The 19913-nt window shown below is 32.2% G+C and carries 18 protein-coding genes and 1 riboswitch; of the genes, 3 read left to right on the top strand and 15 right to left on the bottom strand.

From position 1 onward, the window contains the following. The first annotated feature begins 20 nt into the window (after positions 1 to 20). Positions 21 to 1340: a sensor histidine kinase gene (locus BAU28_RS18175; RefSeq protein ID WP_071719432.1), complete on the top strand. Its 1320-nt coding sequence runs from the start codon at positions 21 to 23 to the stop codon at positions 1338 to 1340. Positions 1341 to 1440: 100 nt separating this feature from the next. Here the strand turns inward: BAU28_RS18175 and BAU28_RS18170 are convergent, their stop codons facing one another. From BAU28_RS18170 to BAU28_RS18155, 4 genes are all read right to left on the bottom strand, one after another. Next, a complete protein-coding gene (locus BAU28_RS18170) occupies positions 1441 to 1539 on the bottom strand; it encodes a YjcZ family sporulation protein (RefSeq protein ID WP_000007808.1) in 99 nt (32 codons plus the stop codon). A 135-nt stretch (positions 1540 to 1674) separates the two neighbouring features. Further along, complete coding sequence (locus BAU28_RS18165) at positions 1675 to 2475, bottom strand: energy-coupling factor transporter transmembrane component T family protein (RefSeq protein WP_071719431.1); 801 nt, start codon at positions 2473 to 2475, stop codon at positions 1675 to 1677. After that, positions 2468 to 4168: an ABC transporter ATP-binding protein gene (locus BAU28_RS18160; protein ID WP_071719430.1), complete on the bottom strand. Its 1701-nt coding sequence runs from the start codon at positions 4166 to 4168 to the stop codon at positions 2468 to 2470. The genes BAU28_RS18165 and BAU28_RS18160 overlap by 8 nt, the downstream gene beginning before the upstream one ends. Before the next feature lie 10 nt (positions 4169 to 4178). Then, the gene (locus BAU28_RS18155) at positions 4179 to 4727 is read right to left on the bottom strand and encodes an ECF-type riboflavin transporter substrate-binding protein (RefSeq protein ID WP_071719429.1); all 549 of its coding nucleotides are present in this window, start codon (positions 4725 to 4727) and stop codon (positions 4179 to 4181) included. Positions 4728 to 4867: 140 nt separating this feature from the next. Beyond that, a riboswitch (SAM riboswitch) is annotated at positions 4868 to 4984 on the bottom strand. A gap of 150 nt (positions 4985 to 5134) precedes the next feature. Between BAU28_RS18155 and BAU28_RS18150 the strand changes: the two genes are divergently transcribed. After that, entirely contained in the window at positions 5135 to 5818 is a 684-nt protein-coding gene (locus BAU28_RS18150; RefSeq protein WP_116500386.1) for an aspartate/glutamate racemase family protein, read from the top strand. Positions 5819 to 6009: 191 nt separating this feature from the next. Here BAU28_RS18150 and BAU28_RS18145 read toward each other — a convergent pair whose 3' ends face one another. The 7 genes from BAU28_RS18145 to BAU28_RS18115 all read right to left on the bottom strand — a co-directional run bounded on the left by BAU28_RS18145 (position 6010) and on the right by BAU28_RS18115 (position 15487). After that, entirely contained in the window at positions 6010 to 7197 is a 1188-nt protein-coding gene (locus tag BAU28_RS18145; protein WP_071719427.1) for a macrolide family glycosyltransferase, read from the bottom strand. 275 nt (positions 7198 to 7472) lie between these two features. Beyond that, positions 7473 to 7994: a signal peptidase I gene (lepB, locus tag BAU28_RS18140; protein ID WP_071719426.1), complete on the bottom strand. Its 522-nt coding sequence runs from the start codon at positions 7992 to 7994 to the stop codon at positions 7473 to 7475. Positions 7995 to 8070: 76 nt separating this feature from the next. Then, the gene (locus BAU28_RS18135) at positions 8071 to 10197 is read right to left on the bottom strand and encodes a peptidoglycan D,D-transpeptidase FtsI family protein (RefSeq protein WP_071719425.1); all 2127 of its coding nucleotides are present in this window, start codon (positions 10195 to 10197) and stop codon (positions 8071 to 8073) included. 237 nt (positions 10198 to 10434) lie between these two features. Next, entirely contained in the window at positions 10435 to 12222 is a 1788-nt protein-coding gene (locus BAU28_RS18130) for a PAS domain-containing sensor histidine kinase (RefSeq protein ID WP_071719424.1), read from the bottom strand. A 321-nt stretch (positions 12223 to 12543) separates the two neighbouring features. Next, positions 12544 to 13395, bottom strand: coding sequence for a Cof-type HAD-IIB family hydrolase (locus tag BAU28_RS18125; RefSeq protein WP_071719423.1), 852 nt, complete (start codon positions 13393 to 13395; stop codon positions 12544 to 12546). A 186-nt stretch (positions 13396 to 13581) separates the two neighbouring features. Then, positions 13582 to 14160 (bottom strand): cysteine dioxygenase family protein, encoded by a 579-nt coding sequence (locus tag BAU28_RS18120; protein ID WP_071719422.1) that lies wholly within the window; start codon positions 14158 to 14160, stop codon positions 13582 to 13584. 112 nt (positions 14161 to 14272) lie between these two features. Further along, complete coding sequence (locus BAU28_RS18115; protein WP_071719421.1) at positions 14273 to 15487, bottom strand: cytochrome P450; 1215 nt, start codon at positions 15485 to 15487, stop codon at positions 14273 to 14275. Positions 15488 to 15628: 141 nt separating this feature from the next. On the opposite strand from BAU28_RS18115, the gene BAU28_RS18110 reads away from it, so the two are divergent. Further along, complete coding sequence (locus BAU28_RS18110; RefSeq protein WP_048376605.1) at positions 15629 to 16126, top strand: PadR family transcriptional regulator; 498 nt, start codon at positions 15629 to 15631, stop codon at positions 16124 to 16126. Between the two features lie 93 nt (positions 16127 to 16219). Here BAU28_RS18110 and BAU28_RS18105 read toward each other — a convergent pair whose 3' ends face one another. The 4 genes from BAU28_RS18105 to BAU28_RS18085 form a co-directional block, all read right to left on the bottom strand. Next, a complete protein-coding gene (locus BAU28_RS18105) occupies positions 16220 to 16375 on the bottom strand; it encodes a DUF1540 domain-containing protein (RefSeq protein WP_002172190.1) in 156 nt (51 codons plus the stop codon). Between the two features lie 73 nt (positions 16376 to 16448). Further along, on the bottom strand, positions 16449 to 17078 hold the full coding sequence (locus tag BAU28_RS18100; protein WP_025149118.1) for a Vat family streptogramin A O-acetyltransferase: 630 nt from the start codon (positions 17076 to 17078) through the stop codon (positions 16449 to 16451). Beyond that, positions 17068 to 18351, bottom strand: coding sequence for an MFS transporter (locus BAU28_RS18095; RefSeq protein WP_071719420.1), 1284 nt, complete (start codon positions 18349 to 18351; stop codon positions 17068 to 17070). Before BAU28_RS18095 ends, BAU28_RS18100 begins: the two co-directional genes overlap by 11 nt. Positions 18352 to 18617: 266 nt before the next feature. Then, positions 18618 to 19853, bottom strand: coding sequence for a cytochrome P450 family protein (locus tag BAU28_RS18085; RefSeq protein ID WP_071719419.1), 1236 nt, complete (start codon positions 19851 to 19853; stop codon positions 18618 to 18620). Positions 19854 to 19913: the final 60 nt, after the last annotated feature.

Here is a 19913-nt window from a genome sequence, read left to right as displayed (position 1 = left end):
GTAAAACTATTACTTTTATAATGTATAATACATATGGAATTGAAATTCAGGATAACGGGGCATGTATTATGAACTTTATTTACATAAATCAAAATGTTTTAAATAATCTTCTTTATATTTTAAGTAGTATATTTGTTTTTTATTTCGTTTATGATAGTGGGCTCTTTGGGAAAAAATACAAAAAACTACTTATTATTCTTTGTACGAGCATCCCACTTATTTTATGTATGCGATATCCTATCTATATGGATGAAAATTGCATTCACGATTTAAGACAAATACCCTTTTTAATAGGAACACTTTATGGTGGGTTTCCTGTCGGTATTATATTACTCATTATTTTATTAATAACACGTTTTCTGTTTTATGGTTTTAGTCTATTAACAATTATTGTTTATGGAACAATATTTATTATTACAGCATTCGCATCAGCTAAATTTAATACATACAATAGAAAAATTAAAGTAGCTTCGTCTATGTTTTTAACTTTTTTCCTTGCAATATTTACAACTGTTATTGTTTTAACTTTATCAGATTTTGAAGTTAATAATTTATATATTATTTATTTTATTCTATTACCAACTACATTAATGTTATTTGTTGTCTATTTTAATGAAGTTTTAAAAGATGCGGTAATCATGCGATCAAAGTTAATTAAAATTGAAAAAATGGAGATTGTCAGCCAACTCGCTGCTAGTATTTCACACGAAGTAAGGAATCCTTTGACTGTCGTAAAAGGATTTACTCAACTTTTAAAAACACCCAATTTAACCCCAGAGTCTAGGAATGAATATATTGAACATATACTTGAAGAGTTAAATCGAGCACAAATAATTATTGATGATTACTTAACTTTTGCTAAGCCAGCATCAGAGAAACTAGACCGTATCTCTGTGGAACACGAGTTACATCGAGTAATTAATATGATATTGCCTTTATGTAATATGAACACTATTAATATTACAAAAGAGTTCTCCGGGGGGACAATTATTGGTAATACACAGCACTTCCACCAATGTTTTTTAAACTTAATTAAAAACAGTATTGAAGCTATGCCGAGTGGCGGTGATCTAATTATTTCTGCAACTGCTAGTAATAATAAAGTCATAATAAGGATTCAAGATAGTGGAATTGGAATGTCGCAAGAGCAAATAAATCGATTTGGCGAACCATATTTTAGTACAAAAACGAAAGGTACTGGTTTAGGTACGATGGTTGCTGTTAAAATTATCGAAACAATGCAAGGTACTTTAAAAATCCGAAGTATTGTTAATAAAGGAACGGCTCTAACTATTACATTCCCAAAATATAGTGATGAGAGTATTCCATATAATAAATAAAAAAGGAGCCATTATGCTCCTTTTTTATTTCGATACAACAAGTATCTGCTATGTTTTTTTAAGTTTACATTTTGTGAAGACTAATTAGAAATTAGTACCCTTAGCTCCAACAGCTACATCCAACAATAATTAATAAAATAAATAACACAACTAATAAAGCGAAACCTCCACCAAAGCCACAAGAACCACCGAAGCTCATATTTTCTCCTCCTTTTGGTTTGAAAACTAATAGGTAGTTGATCATTTTTAACTGGTTCGTATTATACAGTATGTGTATATCCCATTTTTGAGCATGTCCTCATAAAATTAGTAAAAGCACTCTATTGAGAGTGCTTTAAAATGGGTACCAGAAGCTTTGGAATACATTTAGTTTTAAGTAAACTGCAATAATCAAAATAATAATACCAACAAAAAGTGTGATGTAATCCTCTTTTTGTGCGTCCTTTGCATAGTACCACGTACGTTTGTTTTTCTTTCCAAATCCTCTTAAATCCATTGCATTTGAAACTGTATCGATTCTTTCTAAAGAATGAATAATAAGTGGCCAAAAAATTAAAACACGGTTTTTCATACGAATCCACAAGCTCGCTTCTCCTTTTTCAAAAGGTACACCTCTTGCTTCCTGTGCATGTTTAATGATTACATATTCAGATTGAATGTTTGGTATGTAACGCAGTGCAATATTTATTGCATATGTAATTTTATAATGAATAGCAAATTTATTTAAGCTACTGACAAATTCACTTGGATGAGTTGTATAAATAAAAAGAAGTGTAAATGGTAATAACGTAAAATATTTTAATGAAAGTGTAGCGGCAAAAAATAATGTTTCGTATGTAATTGTTGCATAACCTATATTAAAAAAAGATGTGTATGTTCCTGTTAATTCTGATCCATGTGTTGGCGTAATAAAAAGAATCATAACAGAGTTTAATAAACTAAATGTAAATATAACGCTGAAAACAACTATAATTTTACGCAACTGAACTTTAGCAATTAAGAGGCCGACACATCCAATAAAAAATAAAATTAGTAATATACGAAAATCAAAAAATAAAAAAGTAAGAGTCATACAAAATATAAATAAAGATAACTTAATTGCACCATCCATACGATGAAAATACGTATTATGCATACTCCTCCCTCCTATTAACCTCTATATAAAGTTTCACAAACATTTCTGGAGATGAAATTCCGCTTAATTTAGCAAGCTTTATTAATGAAATCTCCCGTAAATTGGCTCTTTGTAACGTTTCTTGATCTCCTAATACAGCGGATACAGCATTGTCCGCAATGATTTTCCCTTTATGCAGAACTACCGCTCGATTTGCGTATTCTAAAGCAAGATTCATATCGTGTGTGATAAAAATAAAAGATATGCCTTTTTCAGCCAGTTTTCTTATAAACGACATAAACTGTTTGTAATGATAATAATCTTGTCCAGCTGTCGGCTCATCTAATATAATTAGTTTTGGGTTTGCTGAAAGTACAGAAGCAATAGTTAGTCTCTTTTTTTGCCCGTAGCTTAATGCCTGAATTGGCCAATTACGAAATGGGTATAATCCACAAATCTTCAAAACATCTTCCACTCTACTATTAATTTCTTCTTTAGAAACCTTTTTTAATTTTAATGTGAATGATACTTCTTCTAAAACAGTACTTTGTGTAATCATATGATTGGGGTTTTGCATAACATATGAAATAACTTCCCCACGTTTACGGATAGACCACGTGTTTATGTTTTCTTCAGCGAATGTAATTCTCCCATTTTTTGTTTTATTTATTCCTATTAGACTATGAGCTAATGTCGATTTACCTGCTCCGTTATGACCCAGTAACGCTACTATTTCACCTTCTCCTATTGAAAGGTTGATATCTTCTAATGCTGTATGTTTGTTATTATACGAAAATGATAAATTTTCAATTTGACATATTTCTCTATTTTTATGTGTGTTTTCAAATGATACTTGTTTCTGCATCCAATTCTTTATTACGCTATTAACTCTTTCATTACAAAGATTTTCAATTGGAAATAACATGTCATTATTATTACCAAAATTTAATTTCTTTAGAGCTTCTATATAAATAGGCTCTCTTAGCCCGATATTTGGTAATATATTAGACGCTAAAATTTTATCCGGTGAACCAATCGCAACAACTTCTCCTTCATCGATTAAAATAATTTTATCTAAATCAAGCTTTAAAATTTCTTCTATTCGATGTTCAATAATTACAATTGTTTTATTATATTTCTCATGTATATCTTTAATAAGTTTTATAGTATTCAAACTACTTACAGGATCTAAGTTAGCTAACGGTTCATCAAATAATAATATATCTGCATTTACCGTTAACAGCCCTGCAAGAGAAACTGACTGTTTTTGACCTCCTGACAATTCATGTGGACTTTGTGCATGAAAGTTCTGCATATTTACCTTTTTTAAAGAATCAGTCACAATTCTTTTCATTTCTTTTTGGTTTACACATTCATTTTCTAATAAAAATGCTACATCTTCTTCTACAGTAAGACCAATAAATTGCGAATCTTGATCTTGTAATATTGTTCCTACATGTTTACTCTGTTCAAAAATACTTCCTTCTCTCGGATCCTTTCCAGCTATTAAAATGTTACCAGTACTTATCCCTTCGTAAGAAAATGGGATTAGCCCATTTATACAATGAGCTAATGTTGACTTCCCTGAACCACTCCGTCCAGCTATTAGCACTTTTTCCCCAGGATATATTTGAAATGTAATATCTTTTAAAGTAGGCTGCGTGGCATGCCCATATTGAAAGGTAAATTGCTCAAAAGAAATAATTGGTTGCATGTATACATCCCTACTTTTCAATTTTTAAATGTGTATGTTTTTTATTCGCTTTAGCTAAGCCAATTGTGATTGGTAAGCCAAGAACTAAAAATACGATAACGTCTGCAATGGTTGCTCCTAGCACTTGTATAACGATTTTATCAAACGGTTCTCCCATCACAATAACATCGAATGCTCCTGCAAATATAATGGCAATTACAATTCCTACTAACCCCGCAATTGTAAAATAAGAAATATCACGGTTATTATACTTTCCATTTTTCACACTGAAACCAGCTCTTTTTTGTATGATCCCCATTGAAAATCCGATAATGCCTGAACTAATCACCCATCCCCACCAAATACCCCATCCAGCGATTGTATCTGTAACTGTATGACCGATGAGTCCTATTAATAGTCCTGCTACTGGGCCAAATAATGCGCCAAAAACTGTTAATATAGCTAATGCTGGTTTAATAAATGTATTGGGTGCGATAGTAAATCCCCAAAGTCCTAATACACCGTATAAAGCTGCTCCAATTCCGATTGCTACTACTAGTTTTGTCGTTAATTTGTTCATTACAATTCCCCTCTCGTATTATTTAGCTTTTAATACTCTATATTTGTTTTGAAAATGAATTATGCATCGACACTTCCTTTCTATACAACAAAAAATGACCCCTTAAATTAAGAGGTCATTTTCTTTCACGTACAAGAATCCTCTTATCTTTCAAAAGACATATAAATGTCCTCTGCGGAATTAGCACCTTCCTATGTAATTACATAGGGGTTGCTGAGGCTTCATAGGGCCGTTCCCTCTACCTCTCTGGATAAGTATGTATTTGTAATCTGTATTATGGCACTAACAACCAACAATTTCAATACTTTTCTTACTATTTTAACTTTTAAATAAATAGTTCGTTCAAATCATTGTATTCTTATAGGAATTATGGAATAATGAATTCAAAATTGTTACGGGAGGAATACATGATGAAAGTAATTGGCCTAATTGGCGGACTAAGTTGGGAATCAACATCGTTGTACTATAAACATATTAATACACTTACCCTCTCTAAATATGATCAAAATGCGAAGCTTGTTTTATATAGCATGGACTTTGGTGAAGTAACTACATTATTACAAAACCATCAATATGAGGAAGTGAAAAATGAATTAGTCACAGTAGCAAAAAAAGTAGAAAACTCTGGAGCTGAATGTTTACTAATATGTTCTAATACAGTACATCTATTTGCCGAAGAAGTAGAAAAGGCAATATCAATACCACTTCTTCATATTGGAGACGTAAGTGCTAAGAAAATGGTAGAACATAATATAAAGCGTATCGGACTTTTAGGAACGAAACAAACGATGGAACATGATTTCTATAAATCTCGATTAGCAAATTACAACATTGAGACAATTATCCCAAATGAAGAAGATAGAACCTTTATTCATCATGTCATATTAAGCGAATTAAGTAGAGGTATCATTTCACATGCATCAAAAGAAAAGCTATTACAAATCGCAAATACATTAATTAAAAACGGTGCTGAAGGAATACTGCTTGGCTGTACAGAAATTCCTTTGCTCATTTCTCAAAACGATCTATCTGTTCCTGTTTTTGACACTGCTTATTTACACGCGAATACTGCTGTACAATTTGCTGGATAACAATTTAAAAGCATAAAGGTGTGAGCCTCTATGCTTTTATCATCTCAAAACTATTTATCCTACTATTTGGGGGCCAGTAAGACTCCCGCATTAAAATTCGGCTGAAGCAAAGACGTTAGGTGGGAGTCGGGCTGCCCGTAAAAGCCCGATTTGTGAGGGCTGATAATCAGCGGGGATGCCCCCCCCACTGATTAAAGATTCACTTTATTTAGAAGTGAATCAATGACTGCAATCGCTTTTTTTGAGCCACCACAATCTAAAAAACTATCATTAAGTTTTCGAATACCATGTTTATACTTTTCATTTAAAAGAACTTCGGTTACCGCTTCTTTTAAAGACTCTACATTAACATTATCTTTTAATAATCTATACGCTGCTTCAAGCTCAGTTAGTCTTTGGGCTATCATGGGCTGGTCTTTATCATGCGGTATTATTACAAATGGAACATTATAATGAATTGCATCATGTACACTATTCATTCCCCCGTGTGTAATAAAAACATCTGCTTCATTTAACACTTCAGATTGAGGTACGTATGGAGCTATTATAAAATGGTCTGGTGCTTGTTTAATTTTTGAAATATCATTTCTATCACCTATTGCCATTACAACTACTCCTTCAAAATCTGAGAAAGCATCAATACAAGTATTAAAAAATGGTTCGATCCCTTCGAGGAGGGTCCCCATTGAAATATAAATAACCTTTTTATCTTTTAGCATTCCAAGTGGAAACTCCCCGTTTGTTTTCCGCTTTGGAAAACTCGGTCCAATAAAAATATTATTTTCTCCGAACGAATGACTATTAGGTTGAAAATAACGACTTGTATACACGATACATATTTCCCCTTTATTATTCATAAATTGAAGATTACTTTTTGGGGAAACTCCAAATTTATTCTCCATTTCATATAGTAACTTTTTAGCGAATTTATCAGGATGAAATGGGACTGTGGTATCTGGATGAAAAGGTAAGGTCTTTAAAAAATCTGTCGGAATTAAAAATATAGGAGAGGAAACTACTCCTGGAACTTGTAAATATTCCTTTACTAATTCTCCAGCGCCAAATATATCATAAAATACGAAGTCAAAATGTATACTTTTAGATAACTTTTTTGTAATTTCTAATATATATAAAGAAGTTTGAACATGAACATTAAAGAAAGCGTTTAATCCAGATGAAGTAACCGTATCGATAGCGATTTCTTTTAATAAATCTGGATGAGAATGCACAATAGCTCCCATTGATTCAAGCCTTTCCTTAAAATTTTCCGTAGTAATATAATGTACGCTATCGCCCCGTTCAGTAAAGGATTTTACTATACTTAAAGTAGGATTCACATGTCCCTCTGCCGGAAAATTGACCATTAAAATATTCAGCACTGATTTCTCACTCCTTATATTTCATTTTCATTTATTAAGAGTACAGTTATTTTTACAGGTAAACTCCCCCTAAAAGACCTAATATTCTTACCACCTTATATTGATAAATAATTGTCAGTCAAAAATATAAAAAAAGCATCTACATAAGTAGATGCCAAGCCGTGATAAGGAGTGTTCAGTGAGATAGGGTGCAAGCCTTTTGGCTTGTCCTATGCTATCAATATATGTAATTTTTTGCAAAAGGTGAATATTTAATAGCATTCTTTTTTACGAAATTATTTTATTCTTTTCATTTGATCAAACGGAAAATACACTATTTCTACTTTACCAATCACATTTGATTCATCAATAAAACCTAGTGTATTTCTACTATCTTTACTATGATTACGATTATCTCCTAATACAAAGAATTTATGCGCGGGAATTTTTATTTCTGAGAAGTTTGAAAAACGTTTTGATGTCTGTGATATATCTAACTGTATATATGACTCATTTTGCTTATTATTATTTATATAAACGACATCGTTTTTTAGCTTTACCTCATCTCCGGCTAATCCGATAATTCGTTTCACATAGTATGTTGGATCATCTTCCTTTTTAATTATCACCACATCTCCATGATGAAAGGAAAAACTAGCTTTATTAACTAGTATACGATCTTTTTCATTTAATGTTGGCTGCATCGAAATTCCTTCTACCATACAAAATAAAAAAGATTTATTTATTAAAATAACTGCTACAATAATTAAAATATAGCTACATATTTTTCCCCATCCTTTACAAACGAATCTATTCATAAATACCTCATTTCCAATCTAGTCCTATGTGAAACCGTCTCTAGTTCATATAAATGATAGAGACGGTTCATATTTTCTAATTTTCTTTTAAATCATCTACTTTTGCAGTTCCCTCACTTAATCGTTGGTTTTTCAAATCAAAATAGGCATCTAAAATATCTTTACCAATTGCAGAATTAATACCAGACTTATCATCTATAATCCATGGAACAACAACTGAAAACGCTACTTCTGGATTATCATATGGCGCATATCCTGCTAGTGTTAAGTTATAACATTTTATACGCTCACCTTTATCATTTCTACCAATGTCACTATCTCCTCCATATACTGTCTGTGCTGTCCCTGTTTTACCAGCTGGTTTATATGGGGCTTTTTGGAATTTACTTACCCCAGTACCATCCCCCTCTTGGAACACTCTTCTAAATCCCTCTTTTACTTGATTAATATACTCTTCTTTCATATCCACTTTATTTAAAACAATTGGTTCTTGTGAATGTACGACTTTACCAATTTCATCTTTCTGCACAGTTTGTTCTCTAATCTCTTGAACAATTTGTGGTTTCATACGATAGCCGCCATTTGCGATAGTCGAAATGTACTGGGCAAGTTGAAGCGGTGTATACGTATCATACTGACCAATGGAAAAGTCTAATAAGAAACCAGGCTGATTATCTTTTCGCCCTATTTGCCCAGCTGTTTCATTTGGTAAATCAATGCCCGTTGGAACACCTAAACCAAATTGTCTGAAATAATATCTCATTTTATCAAAGGATTCTTGTTTAATATCTAGTGAACTATTCCTTACATAATCTACACCTGCAATTTTTAATGCTGTATTAAACATATAAACATTAGAAGAAACTTGTAAAGCTCTTAGATCATCAATATTCCCGAAATCTTTCCAAGACTTTTTCTCCTTAGTTCCTTTAAACTTCATAGGTGCATCATAAAAGTAAGTACCTGGTGTTATAGCTTTCGTTTCAAAACCAGTTAATATTGTCGCACCTTTAACAGTTGATCCAAGCTCATATGAACTTGTCATCGTACCTAAAGCATAATCTTCTACTTCTATTTTGCCGTCTTTTTCTACTAACTTTTTCCCAGCCATCGATAATACTTGACCGTTTTTCGGATTCATCATAACAACGAAAGCACGGTCTAACATCGATTCTGAACCTTTATAGGCCTTTAATATTTTTTCTATGCTCTCTTCTACTTTTTTCTGTAATTCCATATCTATTGTTAAAGTTAAATTCTTGCCGCTTTTCCCTTCGGAAACTGTTTCTGTTCTAATTGTGTTACCTTGTTTATCTGCGATACTTCTTACTTCTGTTTTCGTACCATGAAGTACATCTTCATATTGTTGTTCGATGTAACTTTTTCCAACTCGGTCATTTCGGCTATAGTCACGTACTAAATAATAATCTAATCGTTCACGTGGTAATCCTTCATCAGCATTTGAAACATTTCCAAGTACTGAACGGAATAACCCATCATTAACATAAAATCGCTCCCAATCAACTGATGCATCTACACCAGGAAGATTTGCAAGATTTTCACTTATTACAGTGTACTCCTTTTCACTAACATCTTTTTTTATAATTTGAGGTGCCATTTGAAATCCTGAAGTCATTTTACTTTTAATAGCTAACACTTCTAAATCTTTAGCTGTTAATTCTTGAAGGTTTTTATCTGTAACGCGATTTCTCTTTAACTCTTCTATTTTTTTATCTAGTTCTTTTCCGGTACTATCTTTTTTTCTAAACTTATCTATTTCTTTTTTAGATACTAAGTTTTCAGCAAGCTTTGGATTTAATTGCATCCAAAAATCTTTCTTATCTGTCTCAGTTAACTTATCTATATCTTCTTGTGGCATTTCAATTATTTCTGCAAGTTGTCTTGCAGTTTTTAACATATCTTCTGATTTTACACCTTTTAACTTTGTGTATGTAATCGTACGTAAAGACCTATTATCAACAACGGGTTTACCTTCACGATCATAAATTTTGCCGCGTGGCACTGTAAGACTAACGGTTGCATTTTCTCTCTTTTGTACTTCATTTTTATATGTTTCTCCTTCGAAAATTTGCACTTTACCTAGCTGAATTATAATAGCAGAAAACAATAAAAACACACAAAAGAATAAAATGTTTAATCGTATTGGAAGTACCCTACTGCTTTTCTGTTTTTTCTTTTTCACCTTGTCATAATCCTCCTCCTTACATTACTTCTAACAATAAAGTAAGTTCCCATCATTGTAAGTAATGTTGAAATTCTAAACATTACATTGTATAAATACTAATATAATGATTAATACTTAATAGAAATTTAAGTAATGGTAAAGAAAAGGTAAAGTTTACTAAAATAAAATTTAAAAATACGCCAAAACAAAGGACTTAGTTTTCACTAAGCCCTTTGTTTTGGCGTATTTAATTATTTACGAGTTAAATATAGAGCGTACTATTACGGATTTATTTTCACTCTTTGATATGTACAGTTCACTTTGCGTTTTTGGTAAGTAAATTGTTACAGTAGTTCCGACACCAACATCACTCATAATACTAATAGCCCCTTGGTGACTTTCGATAATTTTGTAACTTAACATCAATCCAATTCCAGTACCTTTTTCTTTCGTACTATAAAATGGTTCACCCAATCTCTTAATTCTTTCCTCTGGTATTCCTATTCCTTCGTCGACTATATCTATAATGACTCCGTCTTCATTCATTTCTTTCATATGAATTGAAATTTTCCCGCCATCTGGCATTGCCTCGATTGAATTTTGCAAAATATTAATAAATACTTGTTTCAATTGATTTTCAGAGCATTCAATAATTATTTCACTTGAATCTGCAATTAATTCAACTTGAATATTTATCATAATCGCTTTTGTGTTAATCAATGACACGACATTTTCAAATATTTTATAAATATTTTTCTTTTCAGTAGGAATTTCATCTGTTTTAGCAATCGACAAAAACTCCTGAAGTATCGCTTCAATTCTCTCAATTTCAGAAAGCATAAGATCAAAATATTTTTCTTGATCCTCTTTGTTAATTTGGAATAGTTGTATAAATCCTTTTATTACAGTTAAAGGGTTCCTCACTTCATGAGCAACACCAGCTGCTAATTGTCCAATTGCTGCAAGTGTATCTGATTTATTTAGTAATTCTTCTGTCTTTTTTCGCTCTGTAATATCGCGTATAATAACCATAATTTTGTCATGTAGCAATGGTAAACATCTAGCTTCAAAAAAATCTATACTTCCTTTAAGTGCTAGTGGATATTCAACAATTACAGTGGATTCTTTTTCTTTTACTTGACGAATTGCTTCTCGAAATTGCTGTGCTACTGGAGATGGTAACACCTCGTAAAACTTTTTTCCCATAAAGGTTTCTGCAGGTACGTAAAATTTTGTAGGTGATCCAGCTTTATAATCTATAATTGTTCCATCAGCTTCTGTTAAAAAACATAGATCTGGTAAAGCTTTAAAAATAAGTTCCAATTCAGAGGTTTGTTGTTTTAGTTGTTCTTCTATTGCTTTTAAATGTGTAATATCTACCCCAACAGCCCAGTAACTAAATCCTATTACAGGAAACTGGTCTGAAATATTGGACCACATTATCGTTTTGACTTCACCATTTTTACATGTTAAATGCATTTCCCAATCTCTAAAATTTTTCCCACAAGTTAAGAATTTTTTTTGTATTTGGTGACGGTAATTATCGTCAGGATATAATAATTGAAGTGCGTTTGGGTTCCCGATAATCTCTTCGGCTGTATAACCTGTTACAATTTCACATTCCCGATTCCATAAAACGAAATCGCCGTTGTTATCTAGTGCATCAACCATAACAGGCATGTTTTGTAAAATCATATATAATTCCTCTTCCTTTCGAAAGAGTAAATTATTATTTTTACTTTGAATAGCATTTGTAGCTCCATCTATAATAAGATTCGAAAGCATTTCAAAGTATTTTTGACAATTGAAAATTTCGCTTTTTTTAGACCAAACTACAAAAGAACCTAAATGTTGATTGTATAAGAAAATGGGGATTACAACCTTTGGAAGATTACTATTTTTCACTTCATTCATTCCGAATGAAAAAATACATTCTTTCTCAGCATCAAGAAGTTGATGTGATATGTTAGTTAATTTATAAAATTGTTCTGCCATGGTTTCTATTGTACTCACATCAATAAGTTCCATCAGCCGAGCATTCATTCTTTTTTCACCTCTATGTGTAAATTTAATACCCGTTTAAAATTCATACTTCTCCATTATACGGATAATGTTCGTACAGGTATATAGTGATAGCATAATTATTCAAATTAATTTTATTTTTCAATAAAAAAACAGAAAATATGTAGTGATTTTGAATGAATAGTTCACAGAATATTCATAAATGTTATGAATAATATAAACATTTATTCCAATATATTCTATATAATAAAGTGTAATAAGGCTTCTATGAGACTCATAGAATACCTTACCCCTAATAAAAAGTAAAAAAGAATCCTTTTTGGATTCTTTTTTACTTTCTTGTTACATTACATATTTATATAAAGCATGTGCAACACCATGTTCTTCATTTGATAATGTTTCGAAATGACAAATTTCCTTTATTTCATCAACTGCATTTCCCATCGCAATTGATATATTTGCTTTTTCCATCATTGAAACATCGTTTAGTCCATCACCTATCGCTACAGTATTTTCAAATGGAATATTGAGATGTTCTGCTAAAGTATATAAGCCTTTACCTTTTTGTGCATTATAATGGTTAATCTCTAAATTATGCCAATATGAAGATGTGATTGCTAATTCTTTATTATGTTTAAATTTTTCTTTTAGCTGTTTTAACTTTTGTATGTCATAAGAAAATGGTAAAAGTTTATGCACATATAGATCACTTTCTACAATTTCCTTACAACTTTCAACATTATGAAATGCAGTATGCTCAATATATAAAGCGGCAATCGTTTCTAGCTCTTGTAAATCAACATCTAAATTTGATTTCTTCACATTCTCAATTTCATTAAGAACACTTTCAGTTCCGTAATGAGGTACATATACTCCTTTATCAGTATAGAGCTGATAATATATGCCACTTTCTTCAAGGTATTCAACAATTTCAAGGGCCTGGATATTTTGTATTGGATATCTTTTCATCATTTTCTTATCTTTATAAATAAGTGCACCATTTTCCGCAATAATTGGACACTCTAAATTAACTTCTAACAATAATCGTTCAATATCAACGATTGAACGCCCTGTACAAATTGCCACGACATGTCCTGCTTCCTGACATTTTCGAATTGCTTCTGCATTTTCTTTGCTAATCATTTTATTACCGGAAAGAAGGGTCCCATCTAAGTCAATTGCAATTAATTTCATTATTTCTTCACCACTTTCTATAAATACACGAGATCTATTTAACGAAAAAAGGTATCGTTTTCATATTGAACTCGTTAAGTACTTCTTATTTATAATTTATGAAAAGCGTTTCAGGTCAAGAGATATTAATAAATAAAATTAAAAATGCAAAGCTTTTCTATTTTAAAGAAAGCTTTGCATTTTTAACTATGAATTATAAGTAATATATTTCGTCTCGCACATGTACACATTTTTTTCTTTGGTTGGGATAAATACTTTAAACTTTTCTAACTGCTTTCCGTAAATATGGATCGTAACAACTCTTTCGTTTTCTTCTATTTCAAGAATATGACAATCAGCAGGTGGAATCACTTTATCTGTTTCTCCTTCTCCTAAATAAATATTACCTGTATGTGTTAAATGAAATAGAGAACTTCCAAGTTGCTTAGTTTGTAAAAAGTTTCGAACCATTATTCTTCCTGAAAAAACCCCTTCTACTCCCCAAGTGCCATCATGATCATGTAAAGGCGTAGCTTGCCCATCTTTCCATACAAGAGCTAATACTTCAAAACGTTTTAATGGATCTTCATATAGTAAGTGACGTGCATATTGAGTTGCATCCGTTTTTTGTTTTTCTAGCGGAAGCCATGTTTTCTTTTCTAAAAGTTTTTCAAGTAATTTTTCAATTTTACTTACTATTTGTTCCTCATGTAACCTACTATCCATAAGATCAGTTACACCATTTATAAACTTTTGAAACGTCTTACTTCCATTACACGTTAACATGAGTATCTCTCCTCTCTTTTCTTCCATACACTTCCATCTTACGAAAGGATTAAAATACCTACAATTGAGAAACAAAAAACAAGATGCAAATGTATGCACCTTGTCGAACATTTTATTTAGTTTTTAAACGAATAGGTAAATACTTTAATGTTTGCTCATTTTCGAGTATACATTCTTCTAAACAGAAAGATGGAGATAACTCTATTTTTTCGAAAGTATTTATAAAAGTATTTAATGCAATCTCAGCTTCTAAACGTGCAAGCGGTGCACCTAAGCAAAAATGAGCCCCTTTTCCAAAAGTTAAATGCTTTTCATTTCCTACTCGATGTAAATTAAAAGTAGAAGCTTGTGGGAACTTCTGTTCATCTAAATTTGCTGCACTGACCCATGCAACAATCATCTGGTCTTTTTTCATTAAAGGTCCAAAGATATTCGTATCTTCAGTTATACGACGAGCTAATGTAACAGGAAAGCGATATCGTAATACTTCCTCTATCGCTTTTGAAATCAAATTCGGTTTTTCTCGTAATTCTTTATATGTTCCAGGCGCATCCACTAAAAAACAATAAAAGCTATTAATAATTAAATTAGTAGTCGTTTCATTACCGGCAGCTAATAGTCCTAATGAAAAAGTGACGATTTCTTCATCTGTTAATCTTTCACCTTCATATTCAGCTCGTATTAAATCTGAAATGATATCATCGGTTAAATGATATCTTTTTTCTTGAACAATCGGTAGAAGATACGTTTTAAATTCATTTAAAGCGATTCCCTTTTTCGTATCCAAATCATTAAATTTCCCTTTACTATATGGCATGAACAAAATATCAGACCATCCCTTAATTTGTTTACGATCAGTTGTGGGTACCCCTAATAAATCGGATATAACAGTTACAGGTAAAGCTGCCGCGAAATGTTCAACAATATCAACCTCATTATATTCTCCTATATGTTGTACAAGTTCATTCGCAATAGCTTGTACTCGTGGTTTCCACTGTTCTAAACTTCTTGGAGTAAATGCTTTAGAGACGATTGAACGTACATTACGGTGTTCTGGGGGATCAACAGAGTTTATATTTATCCTAGTTTCTAAAGGTGGAATTGAAAATTGTCTGCGCTCTCTTTTACTCGAGAACAATCGATAATCTGATAGAACACGATTAACATTCTCATATGAAAAAACATTCCATACATTTTGCTCTGCATCATAATATACTGGGTGATTATCTCTCATATATTGATACCACTCATACGGATTCCATAACTCTTCTTTTGTTTTCAGCTTTGAAATTTCATGAACTAAAATAACATTTTCAGGTGAATCCATAGTTCTTTCCTCCCTTTTCTTTTACAATAAAAGTGATAGGTCGGCAGTTCAAAGGTGTATAATCTAACATATGTTATTTTAACATATACAAAGCTGAAATTTTCAAATAGGAACTTGAGAAATATTATGAGGGGGATTTTTATGTATGTTGATATTTTACTACTGGCAGAATTAACGACTGGACCAAAACATGGATATGAAATAAAGAAAAATATCCAAAATCGTTTAGGTGAGAATTTTGAATTAAACCATAACATGCTTTATCCTGCTCTTCGGCGCTTTGAAGATATGGGTGCCATAACGAAAGAAATTCATGAGCAAGTTAGAAAACCAAATCGAAATATTTATGAAATAACAGAAACAGGTGAAGAGATATTTTATGAAATGCTAAGAGATTTCCCTGAAAAAATTGCGGTAAACAATGCTGAATTTCTTGTTCGTATCGCCTTATTCGAAAAGCTTGATTACGAGGCAAGAAAAGAAATTTTAACTATGCGCCATGATGTTCTTCATAAGCAGCTTATATCTATCCAATCACTCGATGGTGTTGCCCCTTTTATTACAGAAGTTGTTGAATTTAGTAGATCGCGTATTGAACATGAACTAAATTGGATACTATCTCTCATGAAAAAAATATAAATATTTATAAAAATATGAATGAAAATGAGATTTATTATCAATAATATAATTAATAAAAGGGCAACCGTGATTTGGTTACCCTTATAAAAAAACTTACACTTCTGGACTAAAAGTTTTGCAATCTGTTTCTTCAGTTGTAGATGCTTGTTGCCCTTTATGACTTACTACATAAATTGCGTCTGCACTACATTTATTACCGTTAGCCCAAAATTTACAGTTGTTTACTTCACATAAAACGTCTTGTGCCATAGTATCACACCTCCTTGTTCTTTTATCATTAACAAGATTCGGAGGTATGATACTTTTTGTCATGCATTTTTTATTACCTTTTTAACTTTCTTAATGATCCTATATCCCCTCGTACAATAGCATCGATATTTTCGGTTATGTTCTCAATATCAAAATGCCACCATTGAATTTGCAATAGTTCTTCTATTATTGCATTTGAAAACCTCTCTTTTATTTTATTTGCAGGGTTTCCACCAACAATTGTATATGGTGCGACGTCTTTAGTCACAACAGATTTAGCTGCAATTATTGCACCATCTCCAATTTTTATTCCAGGCATAATAGTTGTATCCATACCAATCCAAACGTCATTTCCTATAACTGTATCTCCTTTATACGGTAAATCAGACAAATCAGGCGTGAATTTCTCCCAGCCATTCCCAAAGATATTAAAAGGATACGCCGAAAATCCATCCATTCGATGATTCGCTCCGTTCATAATAAAGGTAACTCCAGATGCAATACAACAAAACTTTCCAATAACGAGACGATCTCCGATAAATTCATAATGATATAATACTCGATTTTCTAATGTTTCCCCATGCTTCGCATCAAAATAAGAATAGTCACCAACAAGTATATTAGATTTCGTTATTGTATTTTTTATAAAATGAACGTTTTGATTTCCTTCAATTGGGTATTTAACATTTGGATTAGGATTCATGTTGCACAGCACTTCCTTTACCATTCATTTCACTTTCTACTTCTATTACTGGCTTTAAATTGTATATAGGTAAAATAAACAATAATCCAATAACAAATAATAGAGCCGTCCCCTCATACATCGTACTTAGTGAAAACAGCTCCTTTAGTGAACCAGCAATACTCATCGTTACTACCATTGAACCTGTGAATAGTGGACTTAAAATACCATTTACCCGTCCAATAAAATCCGTATCGCTATTTTGAATAATGAGAGTATTAATCCCTATTTGAATGCACGGCAAAGCTAATCCGCTAAAAAGTTGTGCAGTAAGTGTAACCCATAAATTTGTGGAATAGCCTATAATACCAATCCCAATTGCCTGGCCAAGCATACCTACAATTAACATCTTTTGCGGGGCAACGTTTTTCGCGAATACCATCGCCAAAGCTCCACCAACAATCATCCCCACACCATTTACTGTTAATAACCATTGTAAACTTTCTTTTGATAATCCTAGTTGTTCCGTCACAATAAATATTCCAAGCGGTTGAATAAGGCCTATACCAAGTCCAGCTGCCATAAAACATAAACCGAGCAAAGTTAATGCTTTTTTCTTTTTTACATATTTAATACCATCCACCATTTCTTGTAACAGACTGATTTCTGTCTTCCCTTCTTCATTTTCAAGATCTTCCGGAAGAAATAATAGTACAATTGCTGCAAGTAAAAATGCGATACCAGTTGTTATTATTGAAATGTAGATTCCAAAACCGTGAAAGATAAATGTTCCAAGAATCGGCCCTAATACCATAAATATTGCAAATATTGTTTGATATATTGACATCGCTAACTGAATTTGTTCTGTCGATAAATGCTGTTTAAACAATTTCATTCCAGATGGTTGGGAAAACTGTGAAAGGATTGCCGAAATGAGCGTAACAAAAAACACTATTTTCCACGTACCAAACATAAGAGTAATTAATACTGCGAATACTGATAAAGAACTTAAAGTTTCACACCATATCATTGTCCTTTTCGGCTTCCATCTATCTGCAAAAGTTCCACCTATAAAGGAGAAGATAAAAATTGGAGCAAACTCAGCAACTGAAATCATGGAAATAGCGAAAGCATCACCTTTCGTCATTTCCATAACATACAATAATACCGCAAAGTTCCGAACCCATATTCCAATTTGTAAAAATAATGCTGAAGCAAGAATACCTTGAACAAATCGATTTTTTAATACTTCTGATACCCCATGATTTTGTTTCGTTTCTACAGTCGTCGACATAAAAAAGCCTCCTATTTCGCATACTGAACAGGAGGCAGCACAAATCAGATAAAAAGACTATATATTCGCAGTGCGAAATTCATCCCTTTTCTATAAATGTACATACTAATCCTATTCAGAAGAATATTTCGTTTTTAACGAAGATCTCTTACAAATAGAATTAGTTGATCATTGGGATGTCTTCACCCTTCCGTTTCGAATTTAAATAACACATACATACTCTATGTAAATCATATGTGATGTATGCATGTCTCAATATAACTATTCTAAAAAGATAATGGTAATTCCTCTAATGAACGCATTAAATAATTACCTTGCCATTTAATTTCTTCACGATTACCACTTATTTGTAGTCCAGGCATACGTTTTAGCAAAGTAGAAATAGCAATCTTTGCTTCTAACCTAGCAAGTGGCGCTCCTAAACAGAAATGGCTACCATGACCAAATGCAATGTGACGGTTATTCTCCCGTGTAATATCGAATACTTCTGGGTTTTCAAATACTGTTTCATCACGGTTTGCTGAAGCTAATGCAATAATAACCATGTCTCCTTTTTGGATTGTTTGGTCGTGAATTTTAAACGGCTCAGCCGCCCATCTTGCAGTTGTAATTTCAACTGGTGAGTAGTATCGTAATCCTTCCTCTATAGCTGAATCAATTAGTTTTGGATTTTCTTTTAATAACTGTAACTGATCCGGATTTTCTAGAAGTGCTAATACCGTATTTGTAATTAAATTCACTGTCGTCTCGTGTCCAGCTACGATAAGTAACATAATCATTGAATATAGCTCCGGAGCACTAAGTTTATGTCCATCGCTTTCCGCAAGTATTAAAGCACTGACCAAATCTTCTTGAGGATCTTGTCGTTTTACATCAACTAAATATTGAAGATATGTAATAAATTCAGATAGTTGCTTTTCAGTATCTTTTATTTCTTCAGGTGTTACTGGGGAGGCAATGACAGCATGCGACCAAATTCTAAACTTTGCTCGATCCTCTTTTGGAATACCGAGCATTTCACTTATTACATTGATCGGTAATGGAAACGCATAATCATCTACAAGATTTAATGTACCTTTTTGCTGGACGTCGTTTATTAAATCATCCGCGATTTCCTGAATTCTTCCTTCTAATTGCGTAATCATCTTCGGGGTAAAAGCTTTTTGTACTAGAGATCGTAAACGATTATGGTTAGGGGGATCTGAATTTAACATATGTGTTGTTAAATGATCACTATTATCAAGAGAAAGATACATTTTCATTCTATTTTGAGAAAATACATTAGCTGGATCTTTTTTCAAGCGATTATCTTTTAAAAGTGGCAGAGCATCTTCATATCTAGTAATGAGCCATTCTTTACCAATCTCGACTTTATTAACAAATAAAATAGGTTGCACTTTTCGCGATTCTTTATAAATTTCGTATGCATCTTCTTTAAACTGAGCAGAAGCCAAATTAATGCCATCCTCTATTTTTCGGCCAACCTTGTTTTTCATGGACATTACATTCCCTCACTTTCAATTGTTTTTAAAAATCAACCCAACATTTGAATTATACTTCAG

Source organism: Bacillus paramycoides (assembly GCF_001884235.1).
Lineage (GTDB): Bacteria > Bacillota > Bacilli > Bacillales > Bacillaceae_G > Bacillus_A > Bacillus_A paramycoides.
Note: the sequence above shows the minus strand (reverse complement) of the source record. Positions and strands in the feature narration are given on the sequence as shown.

What these genes read in the sequence shown, in the direction of transcription:
- BAU28_RS18125 (WP_071719423.1), bottom strand. Translation starts at nt 13,395, where the DNA reads ATGAAATTAATTGCAATTGACTTAGATGGGACCCTTCTTTCCGGTAAT.
- BAU28_RS18110 (WP_048376605.1), top strand. Translation starts at nt 15,629, where the DNA reads ATGTATGTTGATATTTTACTACTGGCAGAATTAACGACTGGACCAAAA.
- BAU28_RS18115 (WP_071719421.1), bottom strand. Translation starts at nt 15,487, where the DNA reads ATGGATTCACCTGAAAATGTTATTTTAGTTCATGAAATTTCAAAGCTG.
- BAU28_RS18155 (WP_071719429.1), bottom strand. Translation starts at nt 4,727, where the DNA reads ATGAACAAATTAACGACAAAACTAGTAGTAGCAATCGGAATTGGAGCA.
- BAU28_RS18120 (WP_071719422.1), bottom strand. Translation starts at nt 14,160, where the DNA reads ATGTTAACGTGTAATGGAAGTAAGACGTTTCAAAAGTTTATAAATGGT.
- BAU28_RS18165 (WP_071719431.1), bottom strand. Translation starts at nt 2,475, where the DNA reads ATGCATAATACGTATTTTCATCGTATGGATGGTGCAATTAAGTTATCT.
- BAU28_RS18150 (WP_116500386.1), top strand. Translation starts at nt 5,135, where the DNA reads ATGATGAAAGTAATTGGCCTAATTGGCGGACTAAGTTGGGAATCAACA.
- BAU28_RS18175 (WP_071719432.1), top strand. Translation starts at nt 21, where the DNA reads ATGTATAATACATATGGAATTGAAATTCAGGATAACGGGGCATGTATT.
- BAU28_RS18085 (WP_071719419.1), bottom strand. Translation starts at nt 19,853, where the DNA reads ATGTCCATGAAAAACAAGGTTGGCCGAAAAATAGAGGATGGCATTAAT.
- BAU28_RS18170 (WP_000007808.1), bottom strand. Translation starts at nt 1,539, where the DNA reads ATGAGCTTCGGTGGTTCTTGTGGCTTTGGTGGAGGTTTCGCTTTATTA.
- BAU28_RS18105 (WP_002172190.1), bottom strand. Translation starts at nt 16,375, where the DNA reads ATGGCACAAGACGTTTTATGTGAAGTAAACAACTGTAAATTTTGGGCT.
- BAU28_RS18130 (WP_071719424.1), bottom strand. Translation starts at nt 12,222, where the DNA reads ATGAATGCTCGGCTGATGGAACTTATTGATGTGAGTACAATAGAAACC.
- BAU28_RS18160 (WP_071719430.1), bottom strand. Translation starts at nt 4,168, where the DNA reads ATGCAACCAATTATTTCTTTTGAGCAATTTACCTTTCAATATGGGCAT.
- BAU28_RS18095 (WP_071719420.1), bottom strand. Translation starts at nt 18,351, where the DNA reads ATGTCGACGACTGTAGAAACGAAACAAAATCATGGGGTATCAGAAGTA.
- BAU28_RS18100 (WP_025149118.1), bottom strand. Translation starts at nt 17,078, where the DNA reads ATGAATCCTAATCCAAATGTTAAATACCCAATTGAAGGAAATCAAAAC.
- lepB (WP_071719426.1), bottom strand. Translation starts at nt 7,994, where the DNA reads ATGAATAGATTCGTTTGTAAAGGATGGGGAAAAATATGTAGCTATATT.